Source organism: Cupriavidus basilensis (assembly GCF_000876015.1).
GTDB classification, from domain to species: Bacteria; Pseudomonadota; Gammaproteobacteria; order Burkholderiales; family Burkholderiaceae; genus Cupriavidus; species Cupriavidus basilensis_B.
On record NZ_BBQM01000014.1, the window covers coordinates 1 to 19,055 of the forward strand.

Annotated in this window: 18 protein-coding genes; 10 read left to right on the forward strand and 8 right to left on the reverse strand. The window is 71.2% G+C overall.

Annotated elements, in window-relative coordinates; translation table 11 throughout:
* The first annotated feature begins 172 nt into the window (after positions 1-172).
* Positions 173-931, forward strand: coding sequence for an SDR family oxidoreductase (locus KF708C_RS12665; RefSeq protein WP_059412054.1), 759 nt, complete (start codon positions 173-175; stop codon positions 929-931).
* A 15-nt stretch (positions 932-946) separates the two neighbouring features.
* On the opposite strand, the gene KF708C_RS12670 is transcribed toward KF708C_RS12665, so the two are convergent.
* Positions 947-1,852 (reverse strand): LysR family transcriptional regulator, encoded by a 906-nt coding sequence (locus KF708C_RS12670; RefSeq protein ID WP_059412055.1) that lies wholly within the window; start codon positions 1,850-1,852, stop codon positions 947-949.
* A 186-nt stretch (positions 1,853-2,038) separates the two neighbouring features.
* Here KF708C_RS12670 and KF708C_RS12675 point away from each other — a divergent pair, with 186 nt between their 5' ends.
* The 5 genes from KF708C_RS12675 to KF708C_RS12695 all read left to right on the forward strand — a co-directional run bounded on the left by KF708C_RS12675 (position 2,039) and on the right by KF708C_RS12695 (position 6,588).
* Positions 2,039-3,418: an acyclic terpene utilization AtuA family protein gene (locus KF708C_RS12675; protein ID WP_059412056.1), complete on the forward strand. Its 1,380-nt coding sequence runs from the start codon at positions 2,039-2,041 to the stop codon at positions 3,416-3,418.
* Entirely contained in the window at positions 3,415-3,777 is a 363-nt protein-coding gene (locus KF708C_RS12680) for an AtuA-related protein (RefSeq protein ID WP_059412057.1), read from the forward strand. Before KF708C_RS12675 ends, KF708C_RS12680 begins: the two co-directional genes overlap by 4 nt.
* Before the next feature lie 72 nt (positions 3,778-3,849).
* The gene (locus KF708C_RS12685; RefSeq protein WP_020206096.1) at positions 3,850-4,836 is read left to right on the forward strand and encodes a Bug family tripartite tricarboxylate transporter substrate binding protein; all 987 of its coding nucleotides are present in this window, start codon (positions 3,850-3,852) and stop codon (positions 4,834-4,836) included.
* 103 nt (positions 4,837-4,939) lie between these two features.
* Positions 4,940-5,530 (forward strand): nuclear transport factor 2 family protein, encoded by a 591-nt coding sequence (locus tag KF708C_RS12690; RefSeq protein WP_020206095.1) that lies wholly within the window; start codon positions 4,940-4,942, stop codon positions 5,528-5,530.
* 56 nt (positions 5,531-5,586) lie between these two features.
* Complete coding sequence (locus KF708C_RS12695; RefSeq protein ID WP_020206094.1) at positions 5,587-6,588, forward strand: MBL fold metallo-hydrolase; 1,002 nt, start codon at positions 5,587-5,589, stop codon at positions 6,586-6,588.
* A 34-nt stretch (positions 6,589-6,622) separates the two neighbouring features.
* Here KF708C_RS12695 and KF708C_RS12700 read toward each other — a convergent pair whose 3' ends face one another.
* Positions 6,623-7,057, reverse strand: coding sequence for an EamA family transporter (locus KF708C_RS12700; protein WP_059412058.1), 435 nt, complete (start codon positions 7,055-7,057; stop codon positions 6,623-6,625).
* A gap of 11 nt (positions 7,058-7,068) precedes the next feature.
* Positions 7,069-7,458: a GNAT family N-acetyltransferase gene (locus KF708C_RS12705; RefSeq protein ID WP_020206092.1), complete on the reverse strand. Its 390-nt coding sequence runs from the start codon at positions 7,456-7,458 to the stop codon at positions 7,069-7,071.
* Between the two features lie 171 nt (positions 7,459-7,629).
* Here KF708C_RS12705 and KF708C_RS12710 point away from each other — a divergent pair, with 171 nt between their 5' ends.
* Positions 7,630-9,126, forward strand: coding sequence for an AMP nucleosidase (locus KF708C_RS12710; RefSeq protein ID WP_059412059.1), 1,497 nt, complete (start codon positions 7,630-7,632; stop codon positions 9,124-9,126).
* A gap of 151 nt (positions 9,127-9,277) precedes the next feature.
* On the opposite strand, the gene KF708C_RS12715 is transcribed toward KF708C_RS12710, so the two are convergent.
* Positions 9,278-9,928, reverse strand: coding sequence for an OmpW/AlkL family protein (locus tag KF708C_RS12715; protein ID WP_020206090.1), 651 nt, complete (start codon positions 9,926-9,928; stop codon positions 9,278-9,280).
* A gap of 951 nt (positions 9,929-10,879) precedes the next feature.
* Here KF708C_RS12715 and KF708C_RS12720 point away from each other — a divergent pair.
* On the forward strand, positions 10,880-12,265 hold the full coding sequence (locus KF708C_RS12720; protein ID WP_059412060.1) for a hypothetical protein: 1,386 nt from the start codon (positions 10,880-10,882) through the stop codon (positions 12,263-12,265).
* Positions 12,266-12,483: 218 nt separating this feature from the next.
* Here KF708C_RS12720 and KF708C_RS12725 read toward each other — a convergent pair whose 3' ends face one another.
* Genes KF708C_RS12725 through KF708C_RS12735 form a run of 3 tightly spaced genes read right to left on the reverse strand, consistent with a single transcriptional unit; the run spans position 12,484 to position 15,014 of the window.
* Entirely contained in the window at positions 12,484-12,798 is a 315-nt protein-coding gene (locus KF708C_RS12725; protein WP_059412061.1) for a DUF6587 family protein, read from the reverse strand.
* Positions 12,799-12,815: 17 nt separating this feature from the next.
* A complete protein-coding gene (feoB, locus tag KF708C_RS12730) occupies positions 12,816-14,687 on the reverse strand; it encodes a ferrous iron transport protein B (RefSeq protein ID WP_029044258.1) in 1,872 nt (623 codons plus the stop codon).
* Positions 14,688-14,708: 21 nt separating this feature from the next.
* The gene (locus KF708C_RS12735) at positions 14,709-15,014 is read right to left on the reverse strand and encodes a FeoA family protein (protein WP_059412062.1); all 306 of its coding nucleotides are present in this window, start codon (positions 15,012-15,014) and stop codon (positions 14,709-14,711) included.
* Between the two features lie 314 nt (positions 15,015-15,328).
* On the opposite strand from KF708C_RS12735, the gene KF708C_RS12740 reads away from it, so the two are divergent.
* The gene (locus KF708C_RS12740; RefSeq protein ID WP_059412063.1) at positions 15,329-15,628 is read left to right on the forward strand and encodes an antibiotic biosynthesis monooxygenase family protein; all 300 of its coding nucleotides are present in this window, start codon (positions 15,329-15,331) and stop codon (positions 15,626-15,628) included.
* Positions 15,629-15,812: 184 nt separating this feature from the next.
* Here KF708C_RS12740 and KF708C_RS12745 read toward each other — a convergent pair whose 3' ends face one another.
* The gene (locus KF708C_RS12745; RefSeq protein ID WP_059412064.1) at positions 15,813-16,688 is read right to left on the reverse strand and encodes a LysR substrate-binding domain-containing protein; all 876 of its coding nucleotides are present in this window, start codon (positions 16,686-16,688) and stop codon (positions 15,813-15,815) included.
* 282 nt (positions 16,689-16,970) lie between these two features.
* On the opposite strand from KF708C_RS12745, the gene KF708C_RS12750 reads away from it, so the two are divergent.
* Positions 16,971-18,797: an acyl-CoA dehydrogenase family protein gene (locus KF708C_RS12750; RefSeq protein WP_059412065.1), complete on the forward strand. Its 1,827-nt coding sequence runs from the start codon at positions 16,971-16,973 to the stop codon at positions 18,795-18,797.
* Positions 18,798-19,055 lie beyond the last annotated feature (258 nt).

The window sequence follows — 19,055 nt, forward strand, 5'->3', positions numbered from 1 at the left end:
TTTGACTTTAAGCCTTTGACTTTAAGTCTTTGATTTAAATACTTTGACTTTGAAGTTAAATATTTAAGAAGTTGAATTTAAACAATATAAGAGAAGATCCAGGTAATTGAGAGATAAAAAATAATAAACCAACCACGCCCCCCCCATATCCCCCCTGAGGTATAGTCCCCAAATGACTACCTCCCCCTTCTCCCTAACCAACCGCGTGGCCCTGATCACCGGCGGCGCCCAGGGCCTCGGCCTGGCCATCGCCACCGCCCTTCGTCAGGCCGGCGCCCACGTGATCATCGCCGCCCGCAATGCCGACCGCGTGCACGCGGCCGTGGCGCGGCTTGACGGCGGCGCCGAGCCGCTGGTGCTCGACATCACCGATGAAGCCGCGGTCGCGGCCGCCTTCGCGCGCATCGACGCCAGCCACGGTCGCCTCGACATCCTCGTCAACAACGCCGGCGCGCGCAAGCGCAGCGGCATGGCCGAGCTCGGCGCCGGCGACCTGCGCGAGATGCTGGAGACCAACCTGGTCGCGCCCTACGCGCTGTGCCGCCACGCCGCGCAGCGCATGCGCGATGGCGGCTACGGCCGCATCATCAACGTTACCTCGATCGCCGGGCAGGTGGCGCGCGCCAACGACGTGCTCTATCCCGCCACCAAGGGCGGCCTCGACGCGCTCACGCGCGCGATGGCGGCCGACCTCGGCCGCGACGGCGTGACCGTCAACGCCATCGCGCCCGGCTACTTCGCCACCGAGCCCAACCAGCCGATGGTGGCCGACGAGAGCGTGGCGCAATGGCTGGGCCAGCGCACCGCGCTGGGCCGCTGGGGCCAGCCGGAGGAGGTCGCGGGCGCGGCGGTGTTCCTCGCCTCGCCGGCCGCGTCCTACGTCACCGGCCACGTGCTGGCGGTGGACGGCGGCTACCTCGCGCACTTCTGACGGCAGCACCGCCGTTCAGCGCGCGCCGCCGCCCGCGGCGCGCCCGAAGTGCGCCCGCACGGCTTCGATCATCGCCGCGGCGGCGGCCGAATCGCCGCGCTCGCGCAGCCGCACCAGGCAGATGTCGCGCACCAGCGACGGCAGCTGCAGCGGCCGGATCGCCAGGCTCTCCTGCTGGAACTGGAACAGCGCCAGCGCCGGCACCACCGTCACGCCCAGCCCCGCCGCCACCAGCGCCGCCACCGTGGCGAGATGCTCCACTTCCATCACGCCGTTGAGCTTGAGCGGATGCAGCGCCGCGTCCAGGTGCTGGCGCACGCTGCTGGTGCGCGACAGCTGGATGAACGGCAGCCCCGCCAGCGCTTGCGGCGCCACGCGGCGGCGCCGCGCCAGCGGATGGTCCGCCGGGCATACCAGGTGGAAGCGGTCGGCCACCAGCGGCTCCACGCGCAGGTCGCCGTCCTGCGCCGGCGCGGGCGCCAGCGCGAAGTCGGCGCGGCCGCGCCGGACCATGTCGATGCAGCCGTCGGCCAGCAGGTCGAACAGCTCGATGGCGATGCCCGGATAGCGCTGGTGGAACGCGGCCAGCAGCGGCGGCAGGTCGCCCGCCGCCAGCGAGGGCAGCGCCGCGACCGAGACCCGCCCCTTGCGGCGCTCGGCGTGGTCGCGCAGCTCCGCGAACGCGGTCTCGAAATCCGCCAGCAGGCGCGCCGCCACTTCCTCGAAGCGCCGCCCCTCCACGCTCAGCTCCACATGGCGCGTGGTGCGCTCGAACAGGCGCGTGCCGGCCTGTTCCTCCAGCGTCTGGATCAGCGCGCTGAAGGCCGATTGCGACAGGTGGCAGGCCTGCGCCGCGCGGGTGAAGTTGCGGTGCGCGACCAGCGCCACGAAGGCGCGCAGGTGCTTGACGGAGAGGTTCATCGCAGCGGGCGGCGGCGGGGTGCGCAAGCGCATTTCCCGCGGCCGCGCTTTTATCCGGAAAGTCGATAGATTAATCCAAATTATCCGTTTTTCGGCGCAGGCCGGCGGCCCTAGAATCTGCCCACGGTGCCCACGGGCGCCGACCTTGCATCGCGGGCCCGCGCCCGCTTCACCAGGCTTCGTCCCATGACCGCTTCCGTCCCCGCCAGCGCCACCTTGCAGATCGGCTGCGGCGCCGGCTTTTCCGGCGACCGCACGGATGCCGCGCTGCCCGTGGTGCGCACCATGATCGCCGCGGGCGGCCCCGCCGTGCTGATGTTCGAGACGCTGGCCGAGCGCACGCTGGCGCTGGCGCAGCTCGCGCGGCGCGCCGACCCGGCGCGCGGCTACGAGCCGCTGCTCGACGCGCTGCTGGCGCCGGTGCTCGGGCTGTGCCTGGCCCACGGCATTCCCATCGTCGGCAATTTCGGCGCCGCCAACCCGCGCGCCGCCGCCGCGCGCGTGCGCGCGCTGGCGGCCGAACTCGGCCTGGCGCCGCCGCGCGTGGCGGTGGTGGAGGGCGACGATCTCTCGCACGAGGCCGGCCGCGCGCTGCTGCGGCAGGCCATCGGCGCCGGTTTTCCCGAGGCGCGCTTCGTCTGCGCCAACGCCTATCTCGGCGCGCGCGGCATCGCCGACGCGCTGGCCGACGGCGCGCAGGTGGTGGTGTGCGGCCGCGTGGCGGACCCGGCGCTGGCGGTGGGTCCGGCAATGGCGCATTTCGGCTGGTCGTGGCAGGACTGGGACCGCCTCGCGCGCGCCACCATCGCCGGCCACCTGCTCGAATGCGGGGCCCAGGTCACGGGCGGCTATTTCGCCGATCCCGGCATGAAAGACGTGCCCGACGTGCACGCGGTCGGCTATCCGATCGTGCGCCTGGACGCCGACGGCAACATCGAGGTCGGCAAGGCCACCGGCACCGGCGGCTGCGTGGACCTGCGCACCGTCAAGGAACAACTGCTGTACGAGGTGCACGACCCGGCCGCCTACCTCACGCCCGACGTGGTGGCCGACATCGGCGCGGCCACCGTCGAGCAGCTCGGCCCCGACCGCGTGGCGGTGCGCAACGTGCGCGGCCACGAACGGCCCGCGCAGCTCAAGGCCAACCTGTTCTGCGAAGGCGGCTGGATCGCCGAGGGCGAGATCTCCTACGCCGGCCCCAACGCCGCGGCGCGCGCGCGCCTGGCCGCGGACATCGTGCGCCGGCGCATGGGCGTGCTCGGCCACGACGCGCCGGTGCGCTTCGACCTGATCGGCGTGTGCAGCGTGTTCGCCGACGACGCCGGCGAGCTCGTGCGGCAGCCCCAGCCCGGCGAAGCGCAGGCGCAGGACGTGCGCCTGCGCGCCGCGCTCGCGCACGAGGACAAGGCGGTGGCCGAAGCGCTGCTGCGCGAAGTCAACGCGCTCTACACCTGCGGCCCCGCCGGCGGCGGCGGCGTGCGCACCGCGCTGCGCGCGCGCCTGAACGCCATGTCCTGCCTGGTGCCGCGCGGCGCCGTCACCGCCAGCCATACCCTGCTGCCATGAATACTGCCCACACCAGCGCCACCGCCGATATTGCCCTCTACCAGCTCGCGCACGGCCGCACCGGCGACAAGGGCGACCGCTCCAACATCAGCGTGATCGCCTACGACCCGCGCGACTTCGACCATCTCGCGGCCCACGTCACCGAGGACGCGGTGGCCGCGCTGTTCAGCCATCGCCGCCCGGCCGCGGTCAGGCGCTACCTGGTGCCGTCGCTGCAGGCCATGAACTTCGTCATCGACGGCGTGCTCGACGGCGGCGTCAACGACGCGCTCAACCTCGACACGCACGGCAAGGCGCTGTCCTTCCTGCTGCTGCAGCTCCGGCTGCCCCTGCCGCCGCGCCTGGCCGGCGCCGGCTGATCTGCCTGACCCGGTACCACAGCCGGCCACCACCACAAACCACAACATCAGAATTCCAACTGGAGACCCAACATGTCCGTACACACCCAGCTTGCCCCCGCCCTCAAGGCGGCCACCGGCATCGTCGCCGCCGCGCTCGCGCTGCTGGCGGGGCCGGCGCGCGCGGAGTTTCCGGACAAGCCGATCCGCTTCGTGGTGCCGTTCGCCGCGGGCAGCGCTACCGACCAGCTCGCGCGCGCGATCGGCCAGTCCATCACGGTGGATGCCAAGGTCACGGTGGTGGTCGACAACAAGCCCGGCGCCAACGGCTTCATCGCCGCCAGCGACGTGGCCAAGGCCGGCCCCGACGGCTACACCGTGCTGATCACCACCAACACCACGCACGCCGCCAACGAGCACCTGTTCAAGAAGCTGCCCTACGATCCGGTCAAGGACTACGCGCCCGTCACGGCGCTGGGCCGCGGCGGCCAGATCATGGTGGTGAACCCGCAGTTGCCGGTCAACAGCGTGGGCGACTTCATCGCGCTGGCCCGCAAGGAGCCGGGCAAGCTCAGCTTCGGCAGCGGCAGCTCCTCGTCGCGCATCGCCGGCGAGCTGTTCCAGCAGATGGCGCACGTGCAGCTGCTGCACGTGCCGTACAAGAGCAACCCGCTCGCCGTGACCGACCTGCTCGGCAACCAGATCCAGATGATGATCACCGACACCGCCACCGGCCTGCCCCAGGTCAAGAGCGGCAAGCTCAAGGCGCTGGGCGTGTCGGGCAAGACGCGCTCGCCGCTGGCGCCCGGCGTGCCGACCATCGACGAGGCCGGCGTGAAGGGCTACGAGATGAGCTACTGGTTCGCCGCCTACGCGCCGGCGAAGACGCCGCCGGCGGTGGTCGACAAGCTCAACGCGCTGATGGTCAAGGCCGCGAAGAGCGAGACCGCGGCCAGCTTCTACCAGTCCACGGGCACCGACGTGTTCACCAGCACGCCGGCCGAACTGGCGAAGTTCCAGGCCGCGGAATCGGCCAAGTGGGGCAAGATCATCAAGGCGGCCAACATCCAGCCGGAGTGAGCGCGGCGGCGGGCAACCTTGCCGGCAGCAGGGCCGCGCCGCCGCGGCGCGCGGCCACGGGCTACCATGCGCGCAGATCCGCAAGTCACGACACAGGCCCAACATGCACTCTTCCTCCGCGCCGGCGTTCTCGCCATCCTCCGATCCCCAGTCGCTGATCGTCGCCTACATCCGCGCCAAGGACGAAAACCGCCCGCACCGGATGGCGCATGCGTTCGCCGCCGACGCGGTGCTGGAGATGACGGTCAAGTCCGAGGCCATCGCCTTTCCCGCGCGCAGCGAGGGGCTGGCCGCGATCAGCGAGGTGCTGGTGCGGCGCTTCGGCCAGACCTACGACAACGTCTACACCGTCTGCCTGGCCGATGCGCCGCCGGCCGCCGACGCCGCCACCTACCGCTGCGACTGGCTGGTCGGCATGACCGACAAGGCCAGCGGCAGCGTGCGCGCGGGCTGCGGCCGCTACGCCTGGACCTTCGGCGGCACCGGCGGCGAGCGCCGCGTGCGGGCGCTGGAGATCGTGATCGAGGCGATGGAGGTCCTGCCCGCCGAGGCCGCGCAGCCGGTTATCGACGGCTGGCTGGCGCGCCTGCCCTATCCGTGGTGCACGGCGGCGCGGGCGGTCGAGGCGGCGCCCGCGCTGGCCGGGCTGGCACCGGTGCTGGCGTACCTCAGGTCCGCCGGATCCGCCGCGTAGTGCACTTTGCGGGGATAATGCAGGATCGCCGCCCCCGGATTGCTTTGGAGCGCTGCATGACGACCCTGCCTTGTTTCCTCCGCCGCCGCCGGCTGGCGGTTTCCCTGAGCGTGGTGCTGGCCCTGGCCGGCGCGCTGGCCCAGGCGCCGGCGGCCTCGGCCCCGCCGGCCCAGCAGAAGACGCAGGTGCCCGGCTACTACCGCATGATGCTGGGCCAGTTCGAGGTGACCGCGCTGTACGACGGGCATGTCGACCTCGACACAAAGATATTCAGGTACAGCAGCCCGCGCGAGGTGCAGCGCCTGCTGGCGCGCATGTTCGTGGCCAGCACGCCGGGCATGCAGACCGCGGTCAATGCCTACCTGATCCACACCGGCGGCAACCTGGTGCTGGTCGATACCGGCACGGCGGCCTGCTTCGGCTCCGCGCTGGGCCACGTGGCGCAGAACCTGCGCGCGGCCGGCTACGAGCCCGCCCAGGTCGACACCGTGCTGCTCACCCACCTGCATCCCGACCACGCCTGCGGCCTGGTGGCCGACGGCAAGCCGGTGTTCGCCAACGCCACGGTGTACGTCGACCAGGCCGATGCCGCCTACTGGCTGGACGAAGCCGCCGCCGCGCGCGCGCCGCAGGACGCGCAGGCGGTCTTCGCGCTGGCGCGGGCCGCCGTCGCGCCCTACCAGGCCGCCGGCCGGCTGCGCGCCTATGGCGCCGGCGACACACTGGTGCCCGGCGTCACCGCGGTGCCGGAGCACGGCCACACGCCGGGCCACAGCGGCTACCTGTTCAGGTCGGGCGGGCAGGGCATGCTGGTCTGGGGCGACGTCGTGCACAGCCACGCGGTGCAGTTCCGCCGGCCGGAGGTGGCGATGGCGTTCGACGTGGACAGCCGCCAGGCCGTGAGCGCGCGCAAGGCGATCCTGGCGCAGGCCGCGCGCGGCAAGCTGTGGGTGGCCGGCGCGCACCTGCCGTTCCCGGGCATCGGCCACGTGCGCGCCGAAGGCCACGGTTATGTCTGGGTGCCGGTCGAGTACGGGCCGGTGCGCACCGACCGGTAGCGCGCGCGGGCGCCGCTGCCGCGACGTGCCGGCGCTAGCGCCGCAAGCCGAGCACCAGCACGCCGGCGCCCACCAGCAGGATGCCGGCCCACTCGCGCAGGCTCGGGCGCTCGCCCAGGAAGACCACGGCGAACACCGCCACCAGCAGCAGGCTGAGCTTATCCACGGGCGCCACCTTCGAGGCGTCGCCGATCTGCAGCGCGCGGAAGTAGCACACCCATGAAGCGCCCGTGGCGAGGCCGGACAGCAGCAGGAAGATCCAGGTGCGCGGCGACAGCGCCAGCGGGTTGCTCCACTTGCCGGTCAGCACCACGAACAAGGCCAGCGCCACGATGATCACCGCGGTGCGCACCAGCGTGGCGAGGTCGGAGTCGATGCCCGCGAGGCCGATCTTGGCGAAGATCGCGGTCAGCGCGGCGAACACCGCCGACAGCAGCGCCCAGTGGAACCAGCCCGTGGCGGAAGACATGATGCGGCGGCTCAGAGGCGCCGGCGTTCCATCGCCACCAGCGACGGCACGAAGCCGAGCTGGCCGAAGAAGGCCGCCTCGGAAGAGCGGCCGGCGCGCAGCACCCAGGTGATGTCGGGATCGTTGCCGACGATGTGGCGCACCAGTGCGCGGCCGATGCCGCGGCGCCGGTGGCTCGGCGCCACCGCCACCATCGACAGGTAGCCGTTGGAGACGTCGTCGCACAGGGCGCGCGCGAAGCCGACGATCTCCCCCTTGTCGACCGCGACCGCGACGCGCTGCGAATTGGCGATCAGGCGGGCGAAGCGCTCGGTGTTGGCAACCCGGTGTGCCCAGCCGTTGGCCGCAAGCAGTTGCCTGGCCGCCTCGATTTCGTCGGGCAGCAGATTGCGGATTTCCATCGGGGCTCCCATGCAAGCACATACGGCAACTCGGCGCAGCCCTTCTGTCGGGGGGCGTCACGAGGCGAGGACGGCGCGGGGCCGCCAAAGACTGCTGGCAGTGTAGCGAGCGCGCGCAGGCCCGTCAATTTGGCGGCCCGCCATGTTGCTTCCCTCTTGCGGCGGGGTATCATGCTTGCCATGAACGCCTCGATCTTCTCTTCCGCCCATCCGGCCGATCAGCTGGCCGAGTTCAGCGACGCCGACGCGGCGCTCGCCCGCATCCTCGAGATCTACGAGGCATCGGTCGGCGCCATACGCGCGCGCTTCGACGCGTTCGCGCACGGGCAGCCGCTGCCGTCCGCGGCGCACGCCTGTTATCCCTATCTTGGCATCTCGGTCAACCTCGAGACGATGGTGACCGACAGCCGGCCCTCGTGGGGCACGGTGGCCTACCCCGGCGTGTACGGCACCACGGTCACGCGCCCCGACCTGCTGGCCGATTATTACCGCGACCAGATCGAGCGCCTGCTGCGCTACCACCGCGTGCCCGTGGTGGTCGGCGTGAGCCGGCGGCCGATCCCGCTGCCGTTCGTCATCGAAGCCTCCACCACCGACATCAGCTACACGCAGGCGCGCGAGCTGGAGGCGTCGTTCGTGCTTCCGGAACTGAGCCGCATCGACGACGCCATCGCCAACGGCACCTTCGAGCCCGTGTCCGGCGAGGCCTGGCCGCTGTCGCTGTTTACCGGCGAGCGCGTGGATCTCGCGCTGCAGCGCCTGTACCACTACACCGGCACCGCGCCCCAGCATTTCCAGCGCTTCGTGCTGTTTACCAACTACCAGCGCTACGTCGACGAGTTCATCGAGCTGGGCCGCTCGCTGATGGCGGCGGACGATGCGCAGGGCGCCGAAGGCTACGCGCGCTTCGTCGAGCCCGGCGACGTGGTGCAGGTGCGCGGCGCGGCCGAGCCCGACGACGCGCAGCGCCCGCGCGCGCTGCCGCAGATGCCGGCCTACCACCTCGTGCGCGAGGACCGGCTCGGCGTGACGCTGGTCAACATCGGCGTGGGTCCGTCCAACGCCAAGACCATGACCGACCACCTCGCCGTGCTGCGTCCGCATTGCTGGCTGATGGTGGGCCACTGCGGCGGCCTGCGCCGCTCGCAGCAGCTTGGCGACTACGTGCTCGCGCACGCCTACGTGCGCGACGACCACGTGCTCGACCACGACCTGCCGCCGTGGGTGCCGGTGCCGCCCATCGCCGAGATCCAGGTCGCGCTGCAGGAAGCGGTGGCGCGCATCACCGGCCTGTCCGGCAACGAGATGAAGACGCGCATGCGCACCGGCACGGTGGTCTCCACCGACGACCGCAACTGGGAACTCAAGTCCAAGTCGCTGTACGCGCGCTTCAACCAGTCGCGCGCGATCGCCATCGACATGGAAAGCGCCACCGTGGCGGCCAACGGCTTCCGCCTGCGCGTGCCCTACGGCACGCTGCTGTGCGTGTCCGACAAGCCGCTGCACGGCGAGCTGAAACTGCGCGGCATGGCCAATGCGTTCTACCGCCAGCGCGTGAGCCAGCACATGACGATCGGGCTCGAGGCGATCCGCATCCTGCGCGAGGCCGGCGCCGAGCAACTCCACTCGCGCAAGCTGCGCAGCTTCGACGAGCCGGCGTTCCGCTAGCTCGTCGGTCCCGCGGTCACGACAAAAAAACAAAAACGCGCAACAAACGCACGCGCGGCGCGAGCGCCGTCACCGGCCCTGCGCGCCGCCGCGTTGCCGCCGCCCGCGCATCCCGCCGCGGACGACCGCTTGCCTTGCGCATGCGCCCGCCTCAGAAGCGGTAGCCCACGCCCACGCTGAACAGCCACGGATCGAGGCTCGCGTTCGAGAGCTTGACGCCGCCGGCCTTCACGTCCGACGAGATCCAGGTCTTCTTGACGTCGGCGTTGAGGAACCAGTTGCGCGTGAGCTTGTAGTCCATGCCGATCTGCAGGACCGGGCCGACGCTCCAGCGGTCCAGCGACAGCGTGTTGCCGGCGAGGTTGGCGCCCCAGATGCGGGTGACGTTGATACCGGCGCCCACATACGGGCGGAACGTGGCTTCAGGCAGGAAGTGGTACTGCAGCAGCAGGCTCGGCGGCAGGTGCGAGAACGTGCCGATCTTGCTGCCGCCCAGGTAGACGTCCTGCTTCTGCGGCACCGTCAGCACCAGTTCGGTGGCGATGTGCGGCGTGATGAAGTAGGTGACGTCGAGTTCCGGGATCCACTTGTTGTTGACCGTGATCAGGTCCGAAGGGCCGACCCCGCCGATCGGGTCCGACTTGTCGGCCATGTCGAGATAGGTGGCGCGCAGGCGCACCATCCAGTTGCCCTGGGCTTCGTCCGCTGCGGCTGCCGGCGTGGCGGCAAGCGCGCCGAACAGGGCCAGGACGGCGACGGCGGTGGTGGCGAGACGGGTGGGGACAAGCAGACGATTCTTCATGATGTTGGCTCGTTAATTGGAAGACTTCACGCACAGTGTGGCGGAGCGTTCCCATGTGAACCTTGACCAAGAGCAAGAATAGCAGTATCGGCTGCCGGCGCTGGCGGCTGCGTCGCGAAGCCGCGACAGTGGGCTGCCGGGCCGTCGCCGGGCGGGCCGCTGGCCCCGCCTGGCTCCCTGCCGGACTCCCGGCATGGCGGCCGGGGCGCGCGTTGGGGCGCGCGCTGGAGTGGATCGGCGCCCCGGGTTTGCGGCGATGCAGCAACGCCGGAACCGCGACGCCCGGCCGCGGCCCGGGGCCCGCTCCGGCCTGGCGTGGCCGGCTCCCAAGCGCCAGACACGCTCTAAGGACATGCGCAAATATTCGTGGCCGCGCGCGGCGGCTGGCCTTACGCTGTGCACACGGTTACAGCAAAGAGCAACACAGCAACGAGCATGTCGTGGGCGCCCCGCAAAGGCGTCTTTCCGGGTGTGCCCCGTGGGGGCGGGGCACACCGGCTTTTCTGCGCGGGCCTTGCTGTACGGATCATGCCACACGGGCTTCGCCCGCACGGGTTCCATCCGCGCAAGTTCTGTCCGCATCACGGCAAGGCCGTCTCCATCTGTCCTTCATCCATCCTGGCGATTCCAGCCGGCGCGGGTTCGCGCCGGCTTTCGGGCATTCCGCTCCCGGGCCGATCGGCCGGCATTGCATTTCCCCGGTCGCGGCGCGGCCCTGGCGGATCGCATCCTGCCGCGAGCCAGAGATCGCGCGCCGGCGTGACGGGGTCCGCGTTGCCGGACCGGCGGCTTTCCCTGCGGCCCACATTCGCGCGTGCGACGGCGCACACAGGCCTCGAACCTTCAACCGTATGGCTGGTACAGCCACGCGCGCATCGTGACTAGCCTTGAGAAGAATCGAAGTGTTTCGCTGCCGGCGCAGACAAGACACCAACGGAGGAGGCAGGCATCATGAAGAACACCGGGAAATGCGCCGGCGGACAGCGGGCGTGGCTGGCGTGGCTGGCGTGCGCGTGGATGGCCCTGATGCTCGCCGCGTGCGGCGGCGGAGGCAGCGGTGGCGGGGGCGGCGCCGGGACCGCGCCGTCCACCACCGGCACCGCGGCGGACCTCACGCCGGTGCAGTACTCGGTCTCGCTTTCCACGACCTCGGGACAGGTCGCCATCGGGCGCAGCATCTCGGTGAGCGCGTCGGTGGTGGACAGCAAGGGCAACGACCTGACCGCCGGCAGCACCTTTGCGTGGGCTTCCTCCAGCACCACGCTGGCCACCGTGGTGCCGGCCGCCGCCAACGGCACCGCCACCGTCACCGGCGTGGCCGCCGGCACCGCCGTCATCCAGGTGCTGGCCACCATCAGGACCTCCGACAGCAGCACGCTCACGCTGCCGGCGCAGGCCGCCACCATCACCGTGCTGCCCACCGCCGCCAGCTACAACCTGGCGCTGTCCAACCCGGTGCTGTCGCTGGCCGACGGCCAGGCGCAGCCGGTCAAGGCCACGCTGCTCGACGCCAACGGCAGCGACGTCAGCGCCGCCGTGCACGACTGGGCCTGGGCCAGCTCCAGCGCCAACGTGCAGGTCAGCGCCGCGCAGAACAGCGCCACGCTCACCGGCAGCAACAGCTCGGCCACCGCCGCACTCGGCACGGTCACGGTCTCCGTCACCGCGCCCAACGGCGTCGCGGTCAGCGGGCAGATGCTGGTCACGGTGCTGAAGAACGCCGGCTACACCTACCGGCTGGCGCTGTCGCAGGGCGGCACGCCGGTCAACGCGCTGTCGGTGCTCAACGGCTATCCGCAGACCTTCGCCGCCCGCGTGATCCGCAGCGACGCGCAGGACGTGACGGCCGATTTCGACGGCGCCTGGACCTATGCCGCCGCCTCGCCCACGCTGTCGGTGGCGGCGGACGCGGCCACGCGGCAGGCCACGGTCAGCACCGCCATCGCGCCCGGCATGCCCACCGTGCAGAGCGTGCTGCAGGTCACGGCGGCCAGCAGCAAGATCGCCGCCACGCCCAGGGCGAGCCTGGCCGTGACCGAGCAGCCCAAGTGGGCGCTGGTCTACAACGGGCCGCAGCCGCTGCGCCTGCTGCTGGGCCTGCCGCTGCCGATCCCGGCCACCGCCACGCTCAAGCTGTACGGCGCCGACGACGTCTTCTCCGACTGCGCGGGCTGGAACTGGACCGCCAGCGCCAACGTGGCGCTCGCGCCCGGCGTCAATGCCGCGCAGGTCCTGGTGACGCCGCTGGCGGCGGGCAGCTTCTCGGTGACGGCAACGTGCACGGCCGGCCCCGAGCAGGAGCCGGTCACGGTCACGATCCCGGGCACGGTGAGCTGAGCGCGCAACGCAACGATGCCCGGCGGGGAAGCCTGCCGGGCATCGTCTTGTGCTGGGGAAAGCTGGGGAAGCGCGCGGAGAAAAGCCGCGTCGCGGCCGTGCCGGAGGGCGGCCGGTAAACCGGCCGGAAGCCAGGGCGTACCCAATTCTGCGTGGCCCGCGCGAGGGCCGGATGCATTCTCCGGCGGGCGGTTTCGCGCCGCCGGGGCCGCCGCGCCTCAGCGCCTGGCGATGAAGCGGATGACCTGCTCGTTGCGCGCGGGCTCGGCCGGCTGGCCCTCGGTGGTGCTCGAGCCGCAGGTATTGCAGCCGCCGCTGTCGCAGCCGCTGGCGCAGCCCGCCACCGCCTGCGGCGCCAGCCACGCCACCGCGCGCAGGCGCCAGCCGGTGGCCGCCGCGCCGCCCAGGCGCGTCGCCAGCCAGGCCTTGAAACGCTCGCGCGAGCGCGGCGCGTAGCGCGACAGCACGGAGACCGCGCAGACCAGCACGATCAGCGGCACCAGCAGGGTTTCGAAGGCGTGGTAGAGGCTCATGGCAGCGGCACCTCGGGTCAGCTGAACATCAGGGCGATGCGGTAGGTGGCGAACGCGGCCAGGTAGCCCAGCGCGAACAGGTAGAGCGTGGAGGCGGCCATCACCTTCCAGGAATTGGTCTCGCGGCGGATCACCGCCATCGTCGAGATGCACTGCGGCGCGAACACGTACCACGCCAGCAGCGCCAGCGCGGTGGCCAGCGACCACTGCGAGGCGATCATCGGCGCGAGCTGGCTGGCCACGGCGTCGTCGCTGCCCGACAGCGCATAGACGGTGGCCAGCGCGCCCACGGCAACCTCGCGCGCGGCCAGGCCCGGCACCAGCGCGATGCAGATCTGCCAGTTGAAGCCCACCGGCGCGAACACGTGCTCCAGCGCGCGCCCGATGATGCCGGCGAAGCTGTAGTCGATGGCCGGCGCGGTGGCGCCGTCCGGCGGCGACGGGAAGGTGGCCAGGAACCACAGCAGCACCGTCAGCGTCAGGATCACCTTGCCCACGCGCGACAGGAAGATGCGCGCGCGCTCCCACAGCCCGATGGCGATGTCGCGCGGGTTGGGGATGCGGTACGACGGCAGCTCCATCAGCAGCGGATGGTCGGTGCGGTCGCGGCGGAAGTACTTCAGCACGTAGGCCACCACCAGCGCGCTGACGATGCCCGCCACGTACAGCGCGAACAGCACCAGCCCCTGCAGGTTGAACAGCCCGGCCACCGTGCGCGCCGGGATGAAGGCGCCGATCAGCAGCGCGTACACCGGCAGGCGCGCCGAGCAGGTCATCAGCGGCGCCACCAGGATGGTGGTGATGCGGTCGCGTGGGTCCTGGATGGTGCGCGTGGCCATGATGCCGGGAATCGCGCAGGCGAAGCTCGACAGCAGCGGGATGAACGAGCGCCCGGACAGGCCCGCGCCCATCATCAGGCGGTCCAGCAGGAAGGCCGCGCGCGGCAGGTAGCCCGATTCCTCGAGCGTCAGGATGAACAGGAACAGGATCAGGATCTGCGGCAGGAACACGATCACGCTGCCCAGGCCGGCGATCAGGCCGTCCACCAGCAGGCTGCGCAGCATGCCCTCGGGCAGGTGGCTGCCGACCAGCTCGCCGAACCAGTGCACGGCGGCCTCGATGCCGTCCATCACCGGCGCGGCCCACGAGAACACCGCCTGGAACATCAGGAACAGCAGCACGGCCAGGATCGCCAGGCCGAACACCGGATGCAGCACGATGCGGTCGAGCCGGTCGTCGATCGCCGCGGTGCGCGCCGGCATGGTGACGGCGGCTTCCAGCAGGCGCTTGACCTCATGGTGCACGTCCAGGTCCGAGGGCGGCGCGTCGGTGGCCGGCGGCGCGTCGGGCAGGGCCGCGTCGAGCGCCGCCAGCAGGCTGGCCGCGCCGTCGCGCCTGACCGCGATGGTCTCCACCACCGGCATGCCGAGCGCGGCGGCGAGCTTGTCGCGGTCGATATGGATGCCGCGCCGTTCGGCGGCGTCGCTCATGTTGAGCACCAGCACCATCGGCAGGCCCAGGCGGCGCAGCTCCAGCACGAAGCGCAGGTGCAGGCGCAGGTTGGTGGCGTCCACCACCGACACCAGCAGGTCCGGGCGCGGCTCGCCTGGGCGCTGGCCCAGGCAGACGTCGCGCGTGATGGCCTCGTCGAGGCTGGCCGCGTGCAGGCTGTAGGCGCCCGGCAGGTCCAGCACGCGCACCTGGCGGCCGGCCGGCGAGACGAAATGGCCTTCCTTGCGCTCGACGGTGACGCCGGCATAGTTGGCCACCTTCTGGCGGCTGCCGGTCAGGCGGTTGAACAGCGCGGTCTTGCCGCAGTTGGGGTTGCCCACCAGCGCCACGCGCAAGGCGGGACGCTGGGCGGCGGAGGTCGGGGATGCGGCGGACATGTTCTTGGCAGGGGCCGCGCTTCAGGCGGCGGTGCGTTTGGCGGCGGGCGCGTCGGGCTGCGCGGCCGGCGCGATGCTGGATACGGAAGCGCTCACGGCCTCCACGGTGATGCGCGCCGCTTCCGAGCGGCGCAGCGCGAACCGGGTGAAGCCGACCTGGGCCACCAGGGGGTCCATGCCGAACGGTCCCAGCGCGATGACCTGCACGGCTTCGCCGGGCACGAAGCCGAGCTCGCGCAGGCGCCGCGCAACGGGATCGCTGGAGGAGGTGTCATCGACCGAGACAATGACAGCGGCAGTGCGCCGCGGAAGTTCAGACAACCGCATGAGGCTTCCAGTCCGTTGGCGCGAGGCACGGCACGCGGTCGGCAAACTCACGCCAGGGTACGTAAATGAAAATCGTTCCCATTGTAGCCGCTTTTGCCTGGGGACGTCCGGTTTTCGCCGTGCCGCCAGCGTGCTGACGGCGGGGCCGGACAAGGCTCTGCGCCAGGCTCCGGCGGCGAAGGCGCAACAGCATAGCGTGCCCGGGCATAGAATGCGAGTCGACACATGCCGCCGTCATGGCATGGCCGCCGCGCCCGGCGCCCGCGGGGCCGGCTTTCCCATCCGCAAGACAAGCCAATACGGAGTCAAGAGACATGATCCTCGAAATCGCCCAGTTCCAGATCAAGGCCGGCTCGGAGTCGGCCTTCGAAGCCGCCGTGGCCAAGGCCGCGCCGCTGTTCCGGCGCGCCCGCGGCTGCCACGGCCTGCGCCTGCTCCGCTCGATCGAGAACCCGTCGCGCTTCACGCTCGAAGTGAAGTGGGAGACGGTCGAGAACCACATGGTGGATTTCCGCGAGTCCGAAGACTTCGCCGAATGGCGCAAGCTGGTCGGCGAGCACTTCGCCTCCGCGCCCGACGTGGGGCACGTCAGCATCGCGGTCGAAGGTTTCTGAGCGGCGGGGGCCGCCCGCCGCCCGCGCCCCTCCCAGATGGGGGGAGGGGAATAACGCATTTGCGTTATTGGTTGAGGCCGGTGCAGGCGGTAAGCTGGCCTCACGCTGAACACCCCGTTCCACGCGTACTTGACAATGCTGCCTGCCGGTAAAGCAGGCGGCATTTTTCTTTCCGGGGCGGCGTTCACCCCGCCCTGACCATCTCCAGGAAGCGCTCGCGCGCCGGATCTTCCACCGCGCCCTTCCAGGCGCAGTACACCTCCGACGGCACCGTGGCCTCGGCCAGCGGCAGGAACACCGCCCCCGCCATCGCCGAGCGCTGCAGCGCCGCCGGCACCACCGCCACGCCGGTGCCCTGCGAGACCAGCGACACCACCGACAGCCAGTGGCGCACCTCGTGCCGGATCTGCGGGTAGAAGCCCTGCGCCGCGCACATCTCGAAGATGCGGTTGTAGTAGTCCGGCGAGACCTTGCGGGAAAACAGCACGAACGGCTCGCCGCGCAGCGCGGCCAGCGCCACGCTCGGCTGGCCGGCCAGCGCATGGTCGGCCGGCACGCAGCACAGGAACGGCTCGCTGTGGACCAGCGCCGTGGCCAGCTCGTCGGGCACGCGGTTGGTGTGGATGAAGCCAGCGTCGAGCCGGTCGTGCAGCAGCGCGTCGATCTGTTCCTGCGAGTTGAGTTCGGTCAGCGTCACCTGGATGCCGGGGTAGCCGGCCTGGAACTCGCACAGGCGCTGCGGCAGCCCGCGGTACAGCATCGAGCCGACGAAGCCGATGCGCAGCCGGCCGATGGCGCCGGCCTCGATCTCGCGGGCCTGCTGGCGGGCGTCCTCGGCCTGCGCCAGCAGCGCGCCGGCCGCCTCGCGGAAGGCGCGCCCGGCCGCGGTCAGGCGCACGCCGCGGCTGTCGCGCTCGAACAGGCGGGCGCCCACCGACGCCTCCAGTTGCTGGATGTTGAGCGACAGCGGCGGCTGCGAGATCGACAGGCGGCGGGCGGCCCGGCCGAAATGCAGCTCTTCGGCCAGCACGAGGAAGTAGCGCAGGTGACGGAATTCCATGTCGATACAAAAAATATATGGATCAAGCCAATTTTAGAATTAGACACGAATCGCCGCGCTTTGAATAATGCAGGCAGGGCATCCGTCCCGCGCCAGTGTGGCGGATTGCCGCAGCGCCCCGTCCTGGAACGCCAGGAAGCCAGAAAGGGCCGCGAAAAGCACAAATACAAGCAACAGAGACAACCAACACCCGCTACCGCAATACCGCCGGCCCGCATGCAGCCCCGCTGCCAGCGCGGCCCGGCGCCGCCGGCGCGTGCCGGCCAACACAGGAGATCCCTCATGCAGACCAGCGCTGCGCGCCAGCCGGCCGCTTCCGCTTCCGTTTCCGCCTCCGCTTCCGTTTCCGTTGCGACCCCGGCCACCCCGGCCCATCCGGTGCCCGACCAGCAGGGCGTGAACCTGTTCGCCAGCGACCCGGACCTGCGCGCGCTGCTGCCGCTGTACCTGCCGCCCGACCTGTTCGCCCACCTGCTGCCGCACCTGGACCGCATGGGCGCGCTGGCCGGCGGCGTGCTGGACCGGCTGGCGCACACCGCCGACCACAACAAGCCCGTGCTGTCGCACCGCACCCGCACCGGGCTGGACGCGCAGGCCATCGACAAGCATCCGGCCTACGTGGAGCTGGAGCGCGTGGCGTTCTCCGAGTTCGGCCTTGCCGCGGCCTCGCACCGCGGCGGCGTGCTCGGCTGGGACAAGCCGATGCCGGCGGCGGCCAAGTACGCGCTGACCTACCTGTTCGTGCAGGCCGAGTTCGGGCTGTGCTGCCCGCTCTCGATGACCGACTCGCTCACGCGCACGCTGCGCAAGTTCGGCGACCCGGCGCTGGTCGCGCGCTATCTGCCCAACCTGACCACCCAGGTCTTCGAGGACCTGTACCAGGGCGCCATGTTCATGACCGAGCAGGGCGCCGGCTCCGACGTGGCCGCCACCACCGCGCGCGCCGTGCGCGACGCGCGGGCCGAAGGCGGCTGGCGCCTGTCGGGCGACAAGTGGTTCTGCTCCAACCCGGACGCCGCGCTGGCGATGGTGCTGGCGCGCGTGGAAGACGAGCACGGCAATGCCGCGCCCGGCATCAAGGGCGTGTCGCTGTTCCTGCTGCCGCGCACGTTGGCCGACGGCAGCGCCAACCAGTACCGCATCATCCGCCTCAAGGACAAGCTCGGCACGCGCTCGATGGCCAGCGGCGAGATCCGCCTCGAGGGCGCGCAGGCGCACCTGGTCGGCGAGCTCGGCCGCGGCTTCGTGCAGATGGCCGACATGATCAACAACTCGCGCCTGTCCAACGGCGTGCGCGCCGCCGGCCTGATGCGCCGCGCGCTGTCCGAAGGCCAGTTCATCGCGCGCGAGCGCCGCGCGTTCGGCAAGCGCCTGGTCGACATGCCGCTGATGCGCCGCCAGTTGCTCAAGCTCGCGCTGCCCACCGAGCAGGCCCGCACGATGGTGTTCCAGACCGCCGAGGCGCTGCGCCGCGCCGACGCCGGCGAGGCAGGCGCCTACGCGCTGATGCGCGTGCTCACGCCGCTGATCAAGTTCCGCGCCTGCCGCGACGCGCGCAAAGTCACCGGCGACGCGATGGAGATCCGCGGCGGCTGCGGCTACATCGAGGAATGGAGCGACCCGCGCCTGGTGCGCGACGCCCACCTCGGCTCGATCTGGGAAGGCACCAGCAACATCGTCGCGCTGGACGTGCTGCGCGCGATCCGCCGCGAAGGCGCGCTGCCGGTGCTGCAGGCCCATCTGGACGGCCTGCTGCGCGACACGCCGCTGCACCCGGGCGCGCGCGCCGCGTTCGATGCCGCGCTCGGCCGCGCCGTGGCGCTGGCCGCGCGCGCCGCCGAGGCCGGCGCCGACGGCGACGTGCTGGCGCGCCAGGCCGCCTCCGCGCTGTACCACGTGACCAGCGCCGTGGCGATGGCATGGGAAGCCGGCCGCATCGGCTCCGAGCGCCGCATGCGCCTGGCCCAGCTCGTGCTGGTGCACCGCGTGCTGCCGCAGGACCCGCTGGCCGGCGAGGCCGAGCCCGACTGGCTGGCCGACACCGTGGCGCCGCCGGCCGACGGCACCGTGCGCGCCGCCGCCGCGGTCGACCACATCAACCTGTTCTGAACACACCGCGGAAAAAAGAGATCACCCGTTGCGTGCTCCCCTCTCCCGCCCGCGGGAGAGGGGCCGGGGGAGAGGGCCAGCGCAAGCCATGCCGCAGTCCCCAAGGCACCACGAACCATAGCACCGCAGCACCGCAGCACCGCAGCACCGCAGCACCGCAACACCGCAACACCAGCAAGCCCCCGCGGCCGCGCCCACCCGGCGCCCGCGCACTCCGCCCGGGCGCACCTCGCCCGGCGGAAGACGACCGACAACAGG

Excerpts from the sequence above, each read along its gene's own strand:
- KF708C_RS12745 (WP_059412064.1), bottom strand. The coding sequence starts at position 16,688 with ATGGAATTCCGTCACCTGCGCTACTTCCTCGTGCTGGCCGAAGAGCTG.
- KF708C_RS12695 (WP_020206094.1), top strand. The coding sequence starts at position 5,587 with ATGACGACCCTGCCTTGTTTCCTCCGCCGCCGCCGGCTGGCGGTTTCC.
- KF708C_RS12700 (WP_059412058.1), bottom strand. The coding sequence starts at position 7,057 with ATGTCTTCCGCCACGGGCTGGTTCCACTGGGCGCTGCTGTCGGCGGTG.
- KF708C_RS12665 (WP_059412054.1), top strand. The coding sequence starts at position 173 with ATGACTACCTCCCCCTTCTCCCTAACCAACCGCGTGGCCCTGATCACC.
- KF708C_RS12710 (WP_059412059.1), top strand. The coding sequence starts at position 7,630 with ATGCTTGCCATGAACGCCTCGATCTTCTCTTCCGCCCATCCGGCCGAT.
- KF708C_RS12685 (WP_020206096.1), top strand. The coding sequence starts at position 3,850 with ATGTCCGTACACACCCAGCTTGCCCCCGCCCTCAAGGCGGCCACCGGC.
- KF708C_RS12675 (WP_059412056.1), top strand. The coding sequence starts at position 2,039 with ATGACCGCTTCCGTCCCCGCCAGCGCCACCTTGCAGATCGGCTGCGGC.
- feoB (WP_029044258.1), bottom strand. The coding sequence starts at position 14,687 with ATGTCCGCCGCATCCCCGACCTCCGCCGCCCAGCGTCCCGCCTTGCGC.
- KF708C_RS12680 (WP_059412057.1), top strand. The coding sequence starts at position 3,415 with ATGAATACTGCCCACACCAGCGCCACCGCCGATATTGCCCTCTACCAG.
- KF708C_RS12670 (WP_059412055.1), bottom strand. The coding sequence starts at position 1,852 with ATGAACCTCTCCGTCAAGCACCTGCGCGCCTTCGTGGCGCTGGTCGCG.
- KF708C_RS12725 (WP_059412061.1), bottom strand. The coding sequence starts at position 12,798 with ATGAGCCTCTACCACGCCTTCGAAACCCTGCTGGTGCCGCTGATCGTG.
- KF708C_RS12690 (WP_020206095.1), top strand. The coding sequence starts at position 4,940 with ATGCACTCTTCCTCCGCGCCGGCGTTCTCGCCATCCTCCGATCCCCAG.
- KF708C_RS12750 (WP_059412065.1), top strand. The coding sequence starts at position 16,971 with ATGCAGACCAGCGCTGCGCGCCAGCCGGCCGCTTCCGCTTCCGTTTCC.
- KF708C_RS12735 (WP_059412062.1), bottom strand. The coding sequence starts at position 15,014 with ATGCGGTTGTCTGAACTTCCGCGGCGCACTGCCGCTGTCATTGTCTCG.
- KF708C_RS12715 (WP_020206090.1), bottom strand. The coding sequence starts at position 9,928 with ATGAAGAATCGTCTGCTTGTCCCCACCCGTCTCGCCACCACCGCCGTC.
- KF708C_RS12720 (WP_059412060.1), top strand. The coding sequence starts at position 10,880 with ATGAAGAACACCGGGAAATGCGCCGGCGGACAGCGGGCGTGGCTGGCG.
- KF708C_RS12740 (WP_059412063.1), top strand. The coding sequence starts at position 15,329 with ATGATCCTCGAAATCGCCCAGTTCCAGATCAAGGCCGGCTCGGAGTCG.
- KF708C_RS12705 (WP_020206092.1), bottom strand. The coding sequence starts at position 7,458 with ATGGAAATCCGCAATCTGCTGCCCGACGAAATCGAGGCGGCCAGGCAA.